A 16948-nucleotide genomic window follows, 5' to 3' on the forward strand; every position below is an offset into this window, starting at 1 on the left:
GGAGAGGGGATGGAAAGGGAGACGGGGCTGGGCAGGGGGCGTCGCCGGGTCAGGTCGCGGGGGTGAGGACCAGGCAGGCGTTCTGTCCCCCGAAACCGAAGGAGTTGGACAGGACGGGCCCCACCGGCACCTCGCGGGGGCGGCGGATCACCAGGTCCACCAGGTCCGCCTCCGGGCTGGCGCTGAGGTTGGCGACCGGCGGTACCAGGCCCCGGGCGGCGCAGAGCAGGGCGAGGGCCGCCTCCAGGGCGCCGGAGCCGCCGATGAGGTGGCCGGTGACGCCCTTGACCGAGGTGACCGGCGGTGACTGGCCGCCGAAGCAGCGGTCGACGGCCCGGGCCTCGGCCCGGTCGTTGAGCACGGTCGAGGTCCCGTGGGCGTTGACGTGGACGATGTCGGCGGGGGTCAGCCCGGCGTCGGCGACGGCCCGGCGCATGCACCGGCTCGCTACCTCGCCGTCCTCGTGCGGGGCCACGATGTGGAAGGCGTCGCAGTTGTCGGCGTACCCGGCGATCTCCCCGTAGATCCGCGCGCCCCGGGCCCGCGCCGCGTCCCAGCGTTCCAGGACGAGGACGGCGGCACCCTCGCCCATCACGAACCCGTCCCGGTCCGCGTCGAACGGCCTGCTGGCCAGCGCGGGTTCGGCGTTGCGCGTGGACATGGCCCGCATCTGGGCGAAGGCACCCATCACGACCGTGGTGACGGCCGAGTCCACCCCGCCCGCGACCGCCGCGTCCAGCTCGCCGTGGCGGATGCGCCGGGCGGCCTCCCCGACCGCCGTGGTGCCGCTGGCGCAGGCCGCCGCGTACGTGGTGCACGCGCCCTGGAAGCCGTAGCGCAGGGCCAGGCGGCAGGCCGCAGAGCTGTGCATGGTCCGGGGGACCGTGTGGACCGGCATGTGCCGGGGGTCGTAGCCGTGGCTGAGGGTGACCTCCTCCATGCTGGGCAGGCCGCCGATGCCGGTGCCGATCTGTACGCCCACCCGGTCGGGCGGCAGCAGACCCGCCAGTGCGGCGTCGTCCACGGCGTCGGAGGCGGCGCAGAGCAGGAGCCGGGTCGCCCGGTCGATCTGGCGGGACTCGCGCCGGGTCAGGTAGGCGTCGAGGTCGAACGGCGGCACCAGGCAGGCGAAGTGGACGGGCACGCCCCGTTCGATCAGGTGGTCCACGGTCACGGCGACGGGTTCGGCCTTCAGCACGGTGGTGAAGGCCGCCTCCAGGTCGTTGCCCGCCGGTGACTTGACCCCGATCCCGGTGACGGCGACGCGGTGTCCGCCGCCGGGGTGGCGGCCGTTCACACGCACCCGGCCCCGGCCCCGGCCAGGCGGGCCTCCAGCAGGTCGATGGCGTGGCCGACGTCCTGCGCGCCGGTCAGGTCCGTGACCTCGATCCGCAGCGCCAGGGCCCGTTCCAGCCGGGCCCCGATCTCCATCAGCTCCAGGCTGTCGATGCCGTAGTCGGCGAAGAGGCTGGTCGGTTCCTGGATCTCCTCGACCTCGGTACCGAGCACGTCGGAGATGGTCGTCCTGACCATCAGGGCCAGTTCTTCACGGGTGGGCATGGCCGTCCTTCCTTCCGTTGGTGGTGGTGTGGCGTCCGGTGGTGGTGTGGCGTCCGGCCACGGCCACGGCGCCGTCCAGCGCGGAGAACGCCTCGGCGAGATCCGCCTCGGTGGCGACCAGCGGCGGGAGCAGGCGTACGGTGGCCGGCCGGCCCAGGCAGGGCGAGACCAGCAGCCCGGCGGCGGCCAGCTCCATGACGACCCGCCCGGCGGTCTGCGGGGCGGTGAAGTCGATGCCGCGCAGCAGGCCCCGGCCCCGGACCTCGCGGACGACGCCGGGGTGGCGGGCGCGCAGCCGCTCCAGGGCCTCGTCCAGCAGGTGCGACAGCCGTCTTCCGTGCGGGGCGCGTTCCTCGATGGCGTCCAGGGCGGCGGGCAGCGCGGCGCAGCTGAGCGGGTGGCCGCCGAAGGTCGCGGAGTGCAGGAACGGGTCGGCCGTGAGCGGGGCGTGGAGCCGCTCGGAGCAGACCAGCGCGGAGAGCGGGACGACGCCGCCACCCAGGGGTTTGCCGAGGAGGACGGCGTCGACGGGCAGGCCCTCGGCGAGGGCCACCGACCGCTCCCCGCAGCGGCGGAGCCCGCACTGGATCTCGTCGGCGATCACGAAGGCGCCGGCCGCGGCGGCATCCGCGCACCAGCGGCGCAGGACGTGGAGCGGGAGCGGCACGGCGCCGTTCTCGCCCTGGACGGGTTCGAAGACCAGCGCGGCCACGTCCGCCGAGGCGGTCTCGCGGCGCACGGCGTCCGCGTCGCCGGGGTCCACGTGGACCACGTCCACGGCGCAGCCCAGCAGGCCCGTGCGGTAGAGCGGGCTGTGGGTCAGGGCGAGGGCGCCGAGGGTCTTGCCGTGGAAGCCGCCGCGGACGGCGATCACCCGGGGCCGCCCGGTGGCGAGGCGGGCGAGTTTGACGGCGACCTCGACCACGTCGGCGCCGCCGAGCCCGAGGTAGACCCTGGGCAGGGCGCCGCCCAGGTAGTCGGCGAGGCGGGCGGCGGCCCGCGCGGCGACCGGGTTGGCCAGGCTGCGGGAGGAGACCGGCATGGTGTCGAGCTGCCGGTGGACGGCGTCGGCGACGGCGGGGTGGCGGTGGCCGAGCAGGGTGACGGCGTACGAGCCGAAGTCGAGCATGGACCGGCCGTCGGACAGGGTGATCCGGCACCCCTCGGCGGAGCGCTCCACGGCCCCGCCCCCGGCGAAACTGCCGGTCAGGGCGAGCTTGGGCGAGAGGTGGCGGCGCAACTGGTCGAAGACCTCGGCGGCGGTCGCGGCCTCTGCGGTCGCGGCCTCTGCGGTCGCGGAGTCCGCGGCCGTGGCCTCCCCGGGGGCCGTTTCCGCGCGAGCCGGGGCGGTCATGACGTGGCCCCGGCGGTGACGGGCCGGGAGGCGGCGGGCGGTGCGGGCGGGCCGAGGGGAGCGGGCACGCCCGGCACCCCGCCCAGCAGGCGGTGTTCGAGGGCGGCGAGCATCTGGGCGGCGTTCTCCCGGAAGGCGTCCTCGGCGACCGGGTTGAGCATCTCGGCGAGGAGCGGGATGCCGATGTCGAAGTCGACGTGGAGGGAGACGGTGCTGCCCCCGTCCGGTTCCGCGCGGACGGCCCAGTGACCGGCGAAGGCACCGAGGTCGCCGCTGGTCTGGCGGAAGTCGAAGCGGCGGGCGACCGGGTCGATCACCTCGGCCTCGGTCCACCGGAGCACCGAGCCCTGGAGCCGGACCGACCAGGCGGTGGTGCGGTGGTGTGCGTCGGCCCGGCCGACCAGCGTGACCGAGTCGACGCTGTCCATGCAGTCCGGGTAGCGCTCCACGTCCAGCACCGCCGCCCAGACGGGCTCGGGCGGTGCCGCGATGCGCAGGTCCACTTCAACGCGTGGCATGGGGAAACCTCTCCTGGTCGGGGCCGCCGGACGGCCCGGTCGGGGCACCGGCCGCGGTACTGCTGCTGGTGCTGGTGCTGGTCGCGGTACTCGTCGCGGTACTGGGCGCCGCACCGGCGGCGTCACCCGCCGCGTCACCGGCGGCGTCCGGGCCCAGCGCGGCGGCCAGGGCGGCGGTGAGCGCCGGCGGGAGCAGGCGCCGCAGCACCGCGCGGGGCAGCGGGCGGACATGGGTCATCGCGTGCCACTGCTCGACGAGGACGCAGCCGAGTTCGAGCTTGGGCTCGTAGGTGGTCTGGGCGAAGCGGATGTGGCCGCTGCCCGAGGCGAGGGCCAGCCGGATCGCCTCGTAGTGCACGTTGTGGTAGAGCCGCGCCTCGTGGGCGATGCGGTAGTCGAGGCCGATCCGGGCGCCGGTGGCGCCGGAACCGGCGAAGAAGCAGAGCAGGAAGGCGACGAGGCGTTCCCCCTCGAAGCAGGCGACGAGCCGTCGGCTCAGGCCGTCCTGCGCGTGCACGGCGGCCAGGAAGGAGGCGTCGAGCAGGTCAAGGGTCTGGTCCGCGTGCTCCATCACCTGCCGGTAGAGGGCGAGCATCTGCGGCAGCAGGCAGGAGAACTCGTCGAGGACCTCCAGGCGCAGGCCGCCGCCGCCGAAGGCCCGGAACTTGCGGATCTTGCTACGGGCGTTGCGGCGGGGCTTGGGCGGCAGGGAGGCCACGTACTCCTCGAACGAGGCGTGCCCGAGGCGGAGTTCGGTGTCCGGCAGGCTCGGGACGAAGAAGAACCCGGCCGCTTCGAGGGCGGGGCGCAGCGGGTCCAGGGCGGCGGGGGCGAAGTCCTTGAAGACGACCGTGCCGAGCCGTTCCCGGCGGGCGAAGCCGAGGACGGCGGCGACCAGCAGGCGGCAGACCTCCTCCGGCGGCCGTCCCCCGGCGGCCAGGACGTGGCCCTCGCCCAGGAGGTTGCCGCAGAAGAGCATCGGGACCCGCAGCAGCCGGGGGAGGAACCTGCGCAGGGGGGCCAGCAGCCGTCGTTCGCGCGGGCCGACGATGTCGTCGAGCCGCAGTGCGCGGAAGAGGCAGAGCGGCAGGACGGCCACGGTCCGGCCGCCCCGGCGCACGGCCAGGTAGGCGTAGTCGTCGGGGCCGATGGAGGAGTGTTCCATCGCGCTGAACAGGGCCCGGGACCACATCGGGTCGTCGGCGGGCGCGAGTTGCGCCCAGTCGGCGTCGGGCAGCTCGTCGGCCCGGGAGAGTACGTCGACCCGGTAGCCGGAGGCGTCGTACGGTGCTGCGCCGGAGGCGCCGTAGGGCACTGCTGTCACCTGTTCGCGCTCCTCGGGTCGTCGCTCTGGGGGGGGTGGGCGGTGGGGCGGGCGGCCGGTCCGGCGTCGGGGCGGTTCCGGTCCGACCCAGTCGGGTCCGGTCGGGTCCGGTCGGGTCCGGTCGGGTCCGGTCGGGTCCGGTCCGGCGGTCAGCCGATCCGCAGCGGGGCCCCGTCGAGGAAGCCGCGCAGCGGGCCGGCCATCCGGGCCCGGGACGGCGGGTGGAAGGTGAGGCCGGTGGCGGCGGAGGCCAGGTAGGCGCCGTCGGGCGAGCTGATGAACGCCATGCCGCCGAGCGCGGCGAGGCAGTCACGGGTGGTCCGGGCGATCGCGTCCTGGGCGGCGTACCGGGCGGTGAGCGCGGAGACGAGCAGGGTGTCGTCCCACTCCTCGGCCTCCATCGCGCGGGCCACGGCCTCCACCGCGAGCATCGCGGCGTCCAGGCCCACGGTGAACGGGGTGGGGTCCGTGTCGGCGGCGCCGGGCCGTTCCAGTACGCGGGCGGCGAGGGCACTGGCCACGCCGAGGTAGCCGGCGGTCAGCAGCAGCTCGAACCAGAGGAAACCGGCGGTGTTCAGGGCGTCGGGCACGGCATCGGCGGTGACCTCGGTGACCAGCACCATCTCCGGGTCGAGTTCGACGTCGGTGAGGACGACCCGGTCGCTCTCGGCCCCGGCCAGGACCGGTGTCCCCCAGAACGGCCGCACCTCCACACCGGGCGTCTTCGCCGGGATGAGGGCGATGGCGAGCCGTTCGGTGCCCGTCTCGTCGGCGAGGGCGACGGAGGCGGTCAGCAGGTCCATCGAGCGCGAGAGGCTACAGGGCATCTTGCTGCCGTTGACGACGACCCGGCCGCCCCGGCGTTCGGCGGTGATGTGCGGCCGGAGGATGTTCTGGCCGGTGTTGCCCTCGGCGAAGCCGGAGGCGACCAGCAGCCCGTCCTTCGCGACGGCTTCGAGGAGCGGCGCCTCCGGCCCGTCGCCGTCGCCGGTGGCGTGGGCGGCGGCCTGGACCAGTCCGGCGATCGAGAAGTGGTGCATGGTGGTGGCCACCGCCAGGGACGGGCAGAGCGCCCCGACGGCCCGCTGCACCCGTACGGCCTCCAGCGGGCCCGCGCCCGCGCCGCCGTGGCGCGCGGGCACCAGCAGTCCGGGCCCGCCCGCCTCGCGGAAGGCGGGGATCGCGGGGCTGGGCGCGCGCTCCAGCTCGGCCAGGGGGTACCGGGCGAGCGACGCGTCGAGGCCGGGCATGAACGTCTGGAGCGCGGAGCGTTCCTGGTGCAGGAAGTTCACGGACAGTCCCTTCGGGGGTACGGCGGTGCGGCGGGTGCGGCGGGGCCACGGGCGGCGGCCCGTGGTGGTCCGGGAGGCGGCGGGGCGCGCTACCCGGTGGTGACCAGCGGAAGGTCGTCGAAGGAGCGCAGGCTGACGGAGGCCCGCCGGACGGGCTCCCCGGCCAGGCCCAGTCCCGGGAAGCGGTGGACGAGCCGGCGGACGAGGGCGGCGCCCTCGGACCGGGCCAGGGCCGCCCCGGGGCAGAAGTGCGTCCCGGCGCTGAAGCTCAGGACCCGGGTGCCCTGCCTGCGTACGGTGAACGCGTCCGGATCGGGATGGTGTCCGGGGTCGCGGTTGGCGGCGGTGAGGACGGCGGTCACGCTGGCGCCCTCGGGGACGGTCACGGAGGGCGCCAGCTCCAGCGGCCGGGCGGCGATCCGTTCCGTCATCACCACCGGGGTGTCCCAGCGCAGCGACTCCTCGACGGCGGCGGTGGCGAGGTCCGGGTCCGCGCGGACCAGCGCCAGTTCCCCGGGGTGGGTGAGCAGGGCGAACACCGTCAGGCCGAGCATGCCGGAGGTGGTCTCGAACCCGGCGACGAAGAGGAGGAGCAGGATGTCCACCCGTTCCCGTTCCGTCAGCGGGGTGTCCCCGGGGGCGTGCTGGGTGTGCAGGGCGGAGGCGAAGTCGTCGGCCGGGCGGGCGCGCCGCTCGCGCAGCAGGCCGGTGAAGTACTCGCGCAGGGTGTCCACCGCTCCGTCGGCACGGGCCCAGTCGTCCGCGGTGCGTACGGGTTCCAGCAGGCGGCTGGCGTCCCGGCCCAGCCGGTGGAAGTGCTCCTGATCGGCGCGGGGCACGCCGATCAGCCCGCCGGCCACGGCGACGGGGAGCGGGTCGCCCACCAGTTCCTGGAAGTTGGCGGCGCCGCCGGAGGAGGTGGCCTCGGCGAAGCCGTCGAGGAGTTCCTCGGTGATCTTCTCTACGGTCCGCCGGAGCGCGGCGATCCGCCGGACCCCGAACGCCCTGGCCACCGGCCGCCGCAGCCGGTCGTGGACGGCGCCGTTGCTGCCGAGCAGGGACGAGTAGAAGAAGTCGGCGGCCGGGTGCTCCCGCCAGTCGGGGATGTTCGAGGAGCACCAGGTGAGGTCGGGCACGAGGAACTCGTGGTTCGTGAGCACGGCGTGGCATTCCGCGAAACGCGTCAGGAAATGGGTGTCCAGCGCCTCGCTGCGGTGGATCGGGGCCAGCCGCCTGAGTTCGGCGAACGAAGGGTGAGGGTTCGCCCTGCCCTCCGGGGTGAGAACCGAAAGAAGAACCGACTCCGCGTCCATCAGGGTTCTCAACTTCCGGTTGAAAGGGTTCGGTGGAAAGGGTTCGGTCGGAGGGTTTCGTCCGAGGGGCCGGGTGAAAGGCGTCCGGCCGGAAGAAGCCGCCGGAAGAAGCCGGGTGAAAGGGAAACGTGTTGAAAGGAGCCGAAGGGGGTTGAAGAGGGCCGAAGGGGGTCGAAGGGGGTCGAAGGGGGTTTTCGCAGAACTCGGCGGCACGGTACCGCACTCCGTCGAGGCCCTGCCGGGGCTCCATCGGGCCGGGCGGAGCGCCGCGTACGCCCGGCGGGCGGCTCCCGCCTACGCGGAGGTCCCCGGACGCCCGCGCCGGAAACGGCGGTGGGACGACGCCCTCCGCGTTGACGCACACACTTTCGCCCCGCGCGGGTCCCGCGTCACCCCTCGCCGTCCCCCGTGGTCCTACGTCGCCCCCCGTGGCCCCTCGTCGTCCCGGTCGGCCGGGACCGGCCCGGCGGACCGGACGGGGATCTTGACCACGGAGACGGGAGATCTTGACCAGGAGAGACGGGGGATCTTGACGCAGGAAGTAATTAGCTGCCATATTACTTTCCATGGACAGGCACAAGGAGCACCCGGAGACCCTGGACACCTCGGCCGAGGAGAGTCCGACGCTGGATCAGGCGAGGCGCCAGATCCAGCACTACGGCCTTGACGCCGACCCGCAGGCGGTCCTCGTCGCGGTGCGGCTGATGGCTGCGGGCGCCCGGCTCGGCCAGGCGACGGAGGTCCACTTCTCCCGCTTCGGGCTCTCCACCGGACGCTACCGGCTCCTCGCCGACCTGGAGGACAGCGACGGCGAGAAGTCCCCCTCCCGTCTCGCCGCCGGCCTCGGCGTCTCCCGCGCGACGGTGACCGGACTGGTCGACGCGCTGGAGAAGGAGGGCCTGGTGCTGCGGCGGCCGTCCGCGCAGGACGGGCGCGGCGCGGTGGTCGTGCTGACCGCGCGCGGCGCGCGCCGGCTGCGCGAGCTGGCCCCCGACCACTTCCGCCGCCTCCAGGCGATGGTGGCCGAACTCAGCGTGGCGGAGCGGACGGTCTTCCTCGACCTCCTGTCGCGCGTCACCCGGGGCATCGGCGCACTGACCGAGCCCTAAACCGCAAGCCCCGCACCACGCCGCACCGCACCGGGAGCCCACCACCCGGCACTCCGCACGCCCATATAGTTAGGCACCTAACTATCTCTCCAAGAACACCAAGAAACAGGAACAACAAGAGACAGGGGCATCATGGGAAGGGACATCGTGGGAAGACGCACAAGCGGCCGGACCACCAGGGACCGCGCACCGGCGCGGTTCGTCCTGTGGCGCGAAGTACTGGTGGCCTACGCCTCCCCGGCGCTGACCGCGGGCGCCGGCGGCCTGGCCACAGGGCGGCACGACCTGACGGTGGCCGCCTTCACCTCCATCGCCGGGACCTCCGCGGCCGTCGCCGCCCTCACCGGAGCCCGGCTCCGGCGCACCGGCGGCCGTCCCCGCCGGGCCGCCTCCCTGCCGAAGGCCGTACGGGCCGCAGGTGCGGGCCTGGTGGCGGCGGCCCTCGCGGCCGGGGTCGCCCTGCTCGCCGTCCGGGGCCTGCCGGTGTGGCCCGGCCCGCCCGGCGGACCGTGGCCCGGCCGGCTCGGGCTGGACCTGCCGCTCTCCGCCGCCCTCGCGGCCACCCTCATCACCTGGCGCCACTCCGGGACCGGTCCCGGCACCGACACCGGTCCCGGCATCAGCCCCGGAACCCACCCCACGGAAGGAACCACCGCATGATCGTCGTCATGGGAGCGACCGGAGCCACCGGAAGCGCGCTCCTGGAACGTCTCACCGCACTCGGAGTACCGGCCAGGGCCCTGAGCCGCGACCCCGGACGCCTCCGGGCCCGACTCGACCGCGCCTCCCCGGCACGGCCGGAGCCCCGTACCGGCGCCCCGGCCGGACCAGGGGCAGGGGCGATCGCCGAAGCAGGGGCCGGGACACCGGCAGGGGCGCCGGTCGAGGTCCGGGCCGCCGACGCCGCCGACCCCGCCTCCCTGCGCGCCGCGTTCGCCGGAGCGAGCCAGGTGTTCCTGACCATGGCCAACGGCCCCGCCCAGGTCGCCCTGGAACTCAACGCGGTCACGGCGGCCGTCGAGAGCGGCGTCCGGCACCTCGTCAAACTCTCCGCCCCCGGCGCGGGCCCCGACTCCCCCGTCGCCGTCGCCCGCGGCCACCACACCGTCGAGGAGGCGCTCCGTACGTCGGGAATCCCCCACACCGTCCTGCGTCCCTACGCGTTCATGCAGAAGCTGCTGCTCCTGGCACCGGGGGTGGCCGCGCACGGCACCGTCCACGGAGCCATGGCCGACGCCGGGTGCAACTACATCGACTGCCGTGACATCGCCGACGTGGCCGCCGCCGTCCTGACCCGGCCCGAACTGGCCGGGCACACCTACACCCTCACCGGGGACCGCACCTACAGCCACCCCCAGCTCGTCCGTCTCCTCGGCGACCTGCTGGGACACCGGGTCCGGTACGCCGAGCTGTCCGGACCGGAGCTGCACCGGCACCTCACCGCCACCGCCCGGATGCCCGGCTGGCTCGCCTCGCACGTCGTGGAGATCCAGCGGATGGCCACGACCCACCCCGAGTCGCCCGACGGCACCGTCCCCCGCCTCCTGGGCCGCCCGCCCCGCACCCTGGAGACCTTCCTGCGCGAACACCTCGACCTCTTCCGCCCCGGCCACGTCACCGGCCATGTCACCGGCTACGGTCCCGGTCCGGCCTGACCCTCGCGACGGGCCCGGCGATCCGGTCCTCACCGGTCTTCAGGCGCGGTGACCCCGGTTGCCGAACCTGGTCTCGAAGATCGGGGTGACGACCCGCCGGACGCGCGGCTCGGTCCCGTCGCGCCGGGCTGTTTCCACCGCACGCTCGGCCCTGTCGAGCCACTCCATGTACAGGTCGCCGAACGACGCGTGCGTCCCGTCCGCCCCGAGGAGCGGCACGATGGCGTCGCTCGTCGCCCGGCGGTCGTACCAGACGGCACCCCGCTCGGGACCCGACACGATCAGCAGCACGAACCCGCAGCCGTCGTCGCCGAGGAACACGGCCCCTCTCGTCTGTACCTCATGCAGTTCTTCACACCGCGCGTCCCATGCCCGTGACGCCTTGTCGAAGGCCGAACCGTCACGGAACCTCCCGGGAACCGGCTCCTCGGCGTCCAGGGCACCCCACTCCGCCTCGTACGTGGATCTGGCCGGGAAGGCAGAGGCCAGCGCACCGACGTCGGTGTGGAGGTCGCCCTCCCAGCCCCACCCGTCGGCGCCCCGTCGGCTCAACGGCCGAATCCGGCTCGGCCCTGTCCCCCCGGCACTCACACGGAGCAGGTACTGGCGGTAGTCCTCCGGGAAGACGATGCCCAGCTCCCGCTCCGCGTCGGCCACCTCTGCCTCGGCGAGCGGGGGCGGCCCGGCGGGGGTGCCCCACGCCCGCTCCAAGCGCTGTACGCGCGCCCCGACCCGGCCCCAGTCGATTCCTACGATCATCGCCATGGCCGACCACCCTACGCGGCAGCGACCCCGGCGAACCCGGCCCGGACCACGCCACCCTCCGGCCAAGCCGGAACCGTTCAGCCCGAGCCGCTGAACGTGGGCTCGGCCGGGACCACGGAGGGAGTCGCCATGCCGTTGTTCACCAACCCGATCTCATCCAACTCGACACCACGCACCAGAACACCCGGAAAGTCCTCGAAGAAAGAGAGAGCCTCCGCAATCGCCTCAGTGAGGGTCACGGCCCGGAAGATACAGATGAACCGGGAGTATCCAGGGGCTTCGGCCAGGCCGATGCGGCCGTCGTTGAAACGGTCGAGACCGTCCAAAGTGTCTGACTGCTCCGGGGTGAGCGGGTCTTGCAGACACAGGTTGAAATGCCACTCACGCACAGGTGCGGTGCTTACCGATGAAGACATCGATCTTCTTCGCCTCGTCTCCTGGACTCTGAGGAGTGCAGTGCACTCTGAACTTGTCGTTGCACGGGCAGCAGATGACAGCTCCCCAGTTGTGCCTGTTTCTTTCGTGCTTCACCTTAAGGCCGGCCGCCTCCGCCCTCTTGAGCGCTGCCTCGACGTCCTTCTTCTGATGTCGGTCACCAAGTGCCATACGCATATGACTACTGCGCGCCACACAGGTCCGGGAACCGAACGGCAGGTAGTCACCCGATCGAGAGGAGTGCCACCTGGCCGTTGACCGCCGACCGTGGAGCACCGGCCGTGGAGCACCGGAACGGGACGACGGGACTGGCGCGCCGGGGCATGTCACTCGCGCGGGTGGCCCCGGTGGCGGGGGCGGGGTGGGTGCCGCTTGCTGGAGCCGGGGTGGGAGAGAGCGAGAGGTTCATGGAGGAGTCCACGGGCGGGCGGCTGCGGACGCCGCGGTCCGCCGGGACGGCCGGGGTCGTGTTCGCGGTGCTGCTCGCGGCGGCGATCGTCCTGATGCGGATCGCCATCCCCTCCGGGAACGGCGCCGAGGCGGTCATCGGCCCGGACCGGATCTGGGCGGTGCGGGTGGCGCTGGAGATCGTCCCGTTCGCCGGCATCTCCTTCCTGTGGTTCACGGGCGCCCTGCGCTCCCTGGCCGGTGAGGCGGAGGACCGGTTCGTCGCCACCGTGTTCCTGGGCAGCGGGCTCGTCTTCGTCGCCACCCTGTTCGGCGCCGCCGCCGCGGCGGGCACCGTGCTGGAGGAGTCGGCGCCCTCGGACTTCGGCCGCCACTACGCGTACACCCTGCTGGCCACGTACGGGATGCGGATGGCGGCCGTGTTCGTCTTCACCGCCTCGGCCATCGGGCGGCGCCTCGGCGTCTTCCCGCGCCCGCTCGTCCTGACCGGGTACCTCGCCGGGCTGGTACTGACCGTCGTCGGCTCGGGTGTGCCCTGGTCCGAGCTGGTCTTCCCGGCCTGGGCGCTGCTCGTGAGCCTGCACGTCCTGCGGGCCGGTTCCCGGTCTCGGGCCCCCGCCGAGAGCCCTGCGTAAGGCCCCGCGCCGCGGTGTCCCGGGCGGTGCGGCGGCCCGGCGGGCGGGCGTGCGCCGCCGCGTGCATGCTGGAAGGACGGGTCCGGACGGAGGGGCGGAGGGGGTGAACCGGCCACGGAGAGGCTGATCCCTGATGAGACTTGTCGTCGACCTGAACCGGTGCCAGGGGTACGCGCAGTGTGCCTTCCTCGCGCCCGACGTCTTCTCCATGCACGGTGAGGAATCGCTGCTGTACGACCCGTACGCGGGCGAGGAGCAGCGCGACAGCGTCGACCGGGCCGTCGCGGCCTGCCCGGTCGGGGCGATCTTCGTGGAGGAGGCGGGCGGGGCCGAGCCGTTCCCGCCCCCGGCACCGGCACCGGCCCTGGCCGGGTTCCACGCCCCGGAGGCGCGCGGTGAGCGGTGACGGATCGCTGGAGCGGCTCAGGCGCGAGGGACGCATCGTCGTCGTCGGCGCCTCCCTGGCGGGTCTGCGGGCCGCCGAGACCATGCGCGAGAAGGGCTTCGCCGGTTCGCTGACGCTGATCGGCGACGAGCCGTACGAGCCGTACGACCGGCCCCCGCTCTCCAAGCAGGTGCTGCTGGGCCGGGCGAGGGCGGACCGTACCGCGCTGCCCCGGCGCCGGGAGATCGACGCGCGGTGGCGGCTCGGGGTCCCCGCGACCGGGCTGGACATGGCGGCCCGGCGGGTGCGGCTGGCCGGGGGCGACGAGGTGGAGTACGACCGGCTCCTCATCGCCACCGGGGTCCGGGCCCGGCCGTGGCCGCACGAGGACGAGGCGGCGCTCGACGGGGTCTTCGTCCTGCGCACCCGCGACGACGCCGTCGCGCTGGAGCACCGGCTCGCGGACGGCCCCCGCCGCGTGTTCGTCATCGGGGCCGGTTTCACCGGCTCGGAGATCGCCTCGGCCTGCCGGGAGCGCGGCCTTGCGGTCACCGTCGCCGAACGGGGTGCGGCGCCCCTGGTCGGTGCGCTGGGCGGGGTCGTCGGCGAGGTCGCCGCCGAACTCCACCGCGAGCACGGGGTGGACCTGCGGTGCGGGGTCATGGTGACCGGTCTGGAGGGCGACTCCACGGGGCGGGTCCGGGCCGCGCACCTCTCCGACGGCACCACCGTGGAGACCGACGTGGTGGTCGTCTCCCTGGGCGCCCTGCGCAACACGGAATGGCTGGCCGGTTCCGGGCTGGGCGCCGGGCCCCGGGGCATCGCCTGCGACGCCGGATGCCGGGCCTTCGACATCCGGGGCATCGTCACCGACGACATCTACGTGGCGGGTGACGTGGCCCGCTCCCCGCACGCGCTGTTCGGTTATCAGTTCCTCTCCCTGGAGCACTGGGGCAACGCCGTCGCCCAGGCGGAGACGGCCGCGCACAACATGCTGAGCGAGAGCGTGGACCGCCGCCCCCACCTGTGGGTACCGGCCTTCTGGTCCTCCCAGTTCGGGGTGAACATCAAGTCGGTCGGGGTGCCGTCGATGGGAACGGAGATCCTGATCTCGCAGGGCTCGCGCGACGAGCACCGGTTCACCGGTGTCTACGGGTACCAGGGGCGCGTCATCGCCGCTGTCACCTTCGACCAGTCCCGGTGGCTGCCGTTCTACCAGCGGCTGATCGAGACGACCGCGCCGTTCCCGCCTCCCTTCCCCACCGTGGACCGGCGCCCGGAGGGGCGCCACCCGATGCCCGCCGACTTCCCCGACCCGTCAGTGCCCACGCACGGCCCGACCGTCACCCTCAGCGGATATTCGCCGGCCGACCGGCGGATGACGTTCACCCCCGCGCGGCACTGACCCGCACGCGCCCTCCTTGAGGACTGTCATGACACAAGCGATCCTGCGGCAGATCATCGACTACGCCCACCGGGCCGACCCGTATCCGCTGTACGAGGAGCTCCGCAGGACGCCGGTCTCCCACGACGAGGACGGGCCGTACGTCGTCAGTACCTACTACGAGATCCAGAACCTCCTGCACGACCCCCGGATCAGCTCCGACGCCCGCAACCTGGCCTCGACGGCGGGCGACCCGCTGGCCCAGGCCGGGCAGGAGGAAGAGGAGACTGCCCTGCCGCCGAGCTTCCTGCGGCTCGACCCTCCGGAGCACGACCGGCTCCGCCGGATGACGAACCGGCCCTTCGGTCCACCGCACTCCCCGCGCCGGGTCCACGACATGCGGGGTGAACTCGCGGGCATTGTCTCCGCCCTGATCGACGGCATCGTCGAGACCGGGGACGCCGGGCGGATCGACCTGGTCGACCAGTTCTCCTACCCCTTCCCCGTGACCGTGATCTGCCGGCTGCTGGGTGTGCCGAAGGAGGACGAACCGCGCTTCCACGTCTGGGCGGACACCCTCGCCGCCAGTCTGGACCCCGACCCGGACGCCGATCCCGGCAAGCGTCCCCAGGGTTCGCACGACGCCCGGATGGAGCTGGGCATGTACCTGGCGGGGCTGGTCGAGACGCGGCGCAAGAAGCCCGGCGACGACATGCTCTCCGAGCTGGCGACCGCGCACGGGCCGGACGGCGCCATGACGACGATGGAGGTGCTCAGTACGGCGGCGCTCCTGCTGATCGCGGGCCACGAGACGACCGTCAACCTCATCACCAACGGGATGCTCACCCTGTTGCGGAACCCGGAGGTTCTCCAGCGGCTGCGCGAGGACCCCCGGCTGGCCGTCCCCGTCGTCGAGGAGTTGCTGCGTTTCGAGCCGCCCGTGCAGTTGCTGCCGCAGCGCAGCACGCTCGCCGACATCGAGATCGGCGGGGTCATCATCCCCAAGGGCGCCTCGCTCTGGCTGATCCTGGCCTCCGGCAACCGTGACCCGTTGCGCTTCGGGCACCCGGACCGCTTCGACCCGGACCGTGAGGACATCCAGCATCTGGGGCTCGGCAGCGGTATCCACAGCTGCTTCGGCGCGCCGCTGGCCCGGATGGAGGCCCAGCTCGCGCTGAGCGAACTCGCCCGCAGGCTGGAGAACCCCCGGCTGCTGGAGGACCCGCCCCCGTACCGTCAGAACGCGGTCCTGCGCGGCCCCCGGCACCTGCCGATCGCCTGCGACGGCATCCGTCCCTGACCACCCCTGCCATCCCCACCCCCGCCACCTCCGCCACCCTCACCGCCACTATCGCTGCTACCGCTGCTGCCGCGACCGGCGTGGACGGGGCGCAGGGCGGCACGGCGGGCCCGGTCGGCAGGCCGGGCATGGTGGCAGGGTGCGGGCGGTGGGCGGGGCGAGTGGGCTGGCGGTGCGTCATCTCGATGGTCCTTCCAGGTCGGAGAGGTGGTTCTGATACGACCGTACGCACCGCCCCGCATCACCGGCATCCCTCCACGGAGCTCACCGCGCGCGTAGCTCTGAGGTATCACCGACAGCCGGTCCGGGCCTCAACGAACCCCACCGACACTGTCGGACACATCGGACACATCGGGCATATCGAACCACGGCCTACCACAGACGGCCACAGACGGCCACGGTCAGCGAACCGGGCAGGGGCGGTACCCGGGGCCGCAGCTCCGGGTACCGCCCCTGCCTCGGGAACGGGAGGTGATGCGGGGTCAGGAGAAGGCGAGTTCCGTGACGTCGCCGGACTCCAGGACCCAGGTGGCGCTGAGGCCACCCTCCTTCACGAACGCCTGACCGTTGCCCTTGAGGACACCGATCCGGTTGCCGGAGAGAGCGATCTGGATGACGTTGTCGGATTCCAGAACCCAGTTGGCGCTGAGCCCGCCCTCCTTCACGAACGCCTGACCGTTGTCCTGGAGGACACCGATCCGCTTCTTGGACAGTTCGATCTGGATGATGTTGTCGGCCTCGTGGACCCAGGTGGCGCTGAGGCCACCCTCCTTCACGTGCGCCTGGCCGTCACCCTGGACGACGCCGATCCGGTTGCCCGCCAGGTCGATGTCGATGACGTTCGACGACTCGTGGACCCAGGTGGCGCTGAGGCCACCCTCCTTCACGTAGGCCTCGCCGTTGCCCTTGACGACACCGATGCGGTTGCCCGCCAGTTCCAGGTCCTTGACCCGGCTGGACTCCAGGACCCAGGTGGCGCTGAGGCCGCCCTCCTTCACGTAGGCCTCGCCGTTGTCCTTCAGGACGCCGATCCGGTTGCCCGCGAGCGCGAGCTGCTTGACGTTGTCGGAGACCCGGACCCAGGTGGCGCTGAGGCCGCCTTCCTTGACGTACGCGATGCCGCCGCCGGTGAGGACGCCGATGCGGTTACCGGCCAGCGCGATCTGCTTGACGTTGTCGTTCTCCTTGACCCACGACGCGCTGAGCCCGCCCTCCTTGACGAACGCCTCGCCGGTGGCCTTGACGACGCCGATGCGGTTGCCGCCGTCACCCGAGACGGTGCCGGGCGCGGCCACGGCAGGTGCGGTCAGGACGAGTCCCAGTGCGGTCACCACGGCAGCGACGGCGGACAGCTTCTTGACGTTCACGTTCCACGACCTCCAGAGCGGTACAGGAGCGGCCCGGTCGGACACCAGGCAGCCATGCAACCGAAGTGGAACAGGCGGCGGCGCACCTGCCACGCCCCCCGGAGGCGGGCGGATACCGTGGTTGACGACCCGCACGCGCCGCAC

18 protein-coding genes are annotated in these 16948 nt (G+C 73.2%); 7 read left to right on the top strand and 11 right to left on the bottom strand.

The window, feature by feature from the left end; genetic code table 11:
* Positions 1-49: 49 nt before the first annotated feature.
* The 7 genes from ACIA5F_RS11300 to ACIA5F_RS11330 form a co-directional block, all read right to left on the bottom strand.
* Entirely contained in the window at positions 50-1297 is a 1248-nt protein-coding gene (locus ACIA5F_RS11300) for a beta-ketoacyl-[acyl-carrier-protein] synthase family protein (protein ID WP_399351623.1), read from the bottom strand.
* Positions 1294-1560 (bottom strand): acyl carrier protein, encoded by a 267-nt coding sequence (locus ACIA5F_RS11305; protein WP_399351625.1) that lies wholly within the window; start codon positions 1558-1560, stop codon positions 1294-1296. The genes ACIA5F_RS11300 and ACIA5F_RS11305 overlap by 4 nt, the downstream gene beginning before the upstream one ends.
* Positions 1547-2914, bottom strand: a complete 1368-nt coding sequence (locus tag ACIA5F_RS11310) for an aspartate aminotransferase family protein (RefSeq protein WP_399351627.1) — start codon at positions 2912-2914, stop codon at positions 1547-1549. The genes ACIA5F_RS11305 and ACIA5F_RS11310 overlap by 14 nt, the downstream gene beginning before the upstream one ends.
* On the bottom strand, positions 2911-3432 hold the full coding sequence (locus tag ACIA5F_RS11315) for a type II toxin-antitoxin system RatA family toxin (RefSeq protein WP_399351629.1): 522 nt from the start codon (positions 3430-3432) through the stop codon (positions 2911-2913). Before ACIA5F_RS11315 ends, ACIA5F_RS11310 begins: the two co-directional genes overlap by 4 nt.
* Positions 3419-4756, bottom strand: coding sequence for a GNAT family N-acetyltransferase (locus ACIA5F_RS11320; protein WP_399351631.1), 1338 nt, complete (start codon positions 4754-4756; stop codon positions 3419-3421). Before ACIA5F_RS11320 ends, ACIA5F_RS11315 begins: the two co-directional genes overlap by 14 nt.
* Before the next feature lie 149 nt (positions 4757-4905).
* Positions 4906-6048 (bottom strand): acyl-CoA dehydrogenase family protein, encoded by a 1143-nt coding sequence (locus tag ACIA5F_RS11325; protein WP_399351633.1) that lies wholly within the window; start codon positions 6046-6048, stop codon positions 4906-4908.
* A gap of 89 nt (positions 6049-6137) precedes the next feature.
* On the bottom strand, positions 6138-7373 hold the full coding sequence (locus ACIA5F_RS11330; RefSeq protein WP_399351635.1) for a cytochrome P450: 1236 nt from the start codon (positions 7371-7373) through the stop codon (positions 6138-6140).
* Positions 7374-7927: 554 nt separating this feature from the next.
* Here ACIA5F_RS11330 and ACIA5F_RS11335 point away from each other — a divergent pair.
* The 3 genes from ACIA5F_RS11335 (at position 7928) to ACIA5F_RS11345 (ending at position 10125) form a co-directional block, all read left to right on the top strand.
* Entirely contained in the window at positions 7928-8470 is a 543-nt protein-coding gene (locus tag ACIA5F_RS11335; RefSeq protein WP_399351637.1) for a MarR family winged helix-turn-helix transcriptional regulator, read from the top strand.
* Positions 8471-8617: 147 nt separating this feature from the next.
* The gene (locus ACIA5F_RS11340; RefSeq protein WP_399351639.1) at positions 8618-9130 is read left to right on the top strand and encodes a hypothetical protein; all 513 of its coding nucleotides are present in this window, start codon (positions 8618-8620) and stop codon (positions 9128-9130) included.
* Entirely contained in the window at positions 9127-10125 is a 999-nt protein-coding gene (locus ACIA5F_RS11345; protein WP_399351641.1) for an NmrA family NAD(P)-binding protein, read from the top strand. Before ACIA5F_RS11340 ends, ACIA5F_RS11345 begins: the two co-directional genes overlap by 4 nt.
* A gap of 39 nt (positions 10126-10164) precedes the next feature.
* Here the strand turns inward: ACIA5F_RS11345 and ACIA5F_RS11350 are convergent, their stop codons facing one another.
* From ACIA5F_RS11350 to ACIA5F_RS11360, 3 genes are all read right to left on the bottom strand, one after another.
* Positions 10165-10890: an SMI1/KNR4 family protein gene (locus ACIA5F_RS11350; protein ID WP_399351643.1), complete on the bottom strand. Its 726-nt coding sequence runs from the start codon at positions 10888-10890 to the stop codon at positions 10165-10167.
* 77 nt (positions 10891-10967) lie between these two features.
* Positions 10968-11306 (bottom strand): hypothetical protein, encoded by a 339-nt coding sequence (locus ACIA5F_RS11355; RefSeq protein ID WP_399351645.1) that lies wholly within the window; start codon positions 11304-11306, stop codon positions 10968-10970.
* Positions 11272-11496, bottom strand: a complete 225-nt coding sequence (locus tag ACIA5F_RS11360; protein WP_399351647.1) for a hypothetical protein — start codon at positions 11494-11496, stop codon at positions 11272-11274. The genes ACIA5F_RS11355 and ACIA5F_RS11360 overlap by 35 nt, the downstream gene beginning before the upstream one ends.
* A gap of 236 nt (positions 11497-11732) precedes the next feature.
* Here ACIA5F_RS11360 and ACIA5F_RS11365 point away from each other — a divergent pair, with 236 nt between their 5' ends.
* From ACIA5F_RS11365 to ACIA5F_RS11380, 4 genes are all read left to right on the top strand, one after another.
* Positions 11733-12368: a hypothetical protein gene (locus ACIA5F_RS11365; RefSeq protein ID WP_399351764.1), complete on the top strand. Its 636-nt coding sequence runs from the start codon at positions 11733-11735 to the stop codon at positions 12366-12368.
* A 133-nt stretch (positions 12369-12501) separates the two neighbouring features.
* Positions 12502-12774: a ferredoxin gene (locus tag ACIA5F_RS11370; RefSeq protein ID WP_399351649.1), complete on the top strand. Its 273-nt coding sequence runs from the start codon at positions 12502-12504 to the stop codon at positions 12772-12774.
* Positions 12764-14158 carry an NAD(P)/FAD-dependent oxidoreductase gene (locus ACIA5F_RS11375; RefSeq protein WP_399351651.1) on the top strand — a complete coding sequence of 465 codons (1395 nt, stop codon included), beginning with the start codon at positions 12764-12766 and terminating at the stop codon, positions 14156-14158. Before ACIA5F_RS11370 ends, ACIA5F_RS11375 begins: the two co-directional genes overlap by 11 nt.
* Before the next feature lie 28 nt (positions 14159-14186).
* Complete coding sequence (locus tag ACIA5F_RS11380; protein WP_399351653.1) at positions 14187-15437, top strand: cytochrome P450; 1251 nt, start codon at positions 14187-14189, stop codon at positions 15435-15437.
* Positions 15438-15919: 482 nt separating this feature from the next.
* Here the strand turns inward: ACIA5F_RS11380 and ACIA5F_RS11385 are convergent, their stop codons facing one another.
* Complete coding sequence (locus ACIA5F_RS11385; protein ID WP_399351654.1) at positions 15920-16804, bottom strand: peptidase S1; 885 nt, start codon at positions 16802-16804, stop codon at positions 15920-15922.
* Between the last annotated feature and the right edge of the window lie 144 nt (positions 16805-16948).

It is taken from the genome of Streptomyces sp. NPDC051567 (genome assembly GCF_044454165.1).
Taxonomy (GTDB): domain Bacteria; phylum Actinomycetota; class Actinomycetes; order Streptomycetales; family Streptomycetaceae; genus Streptomyces.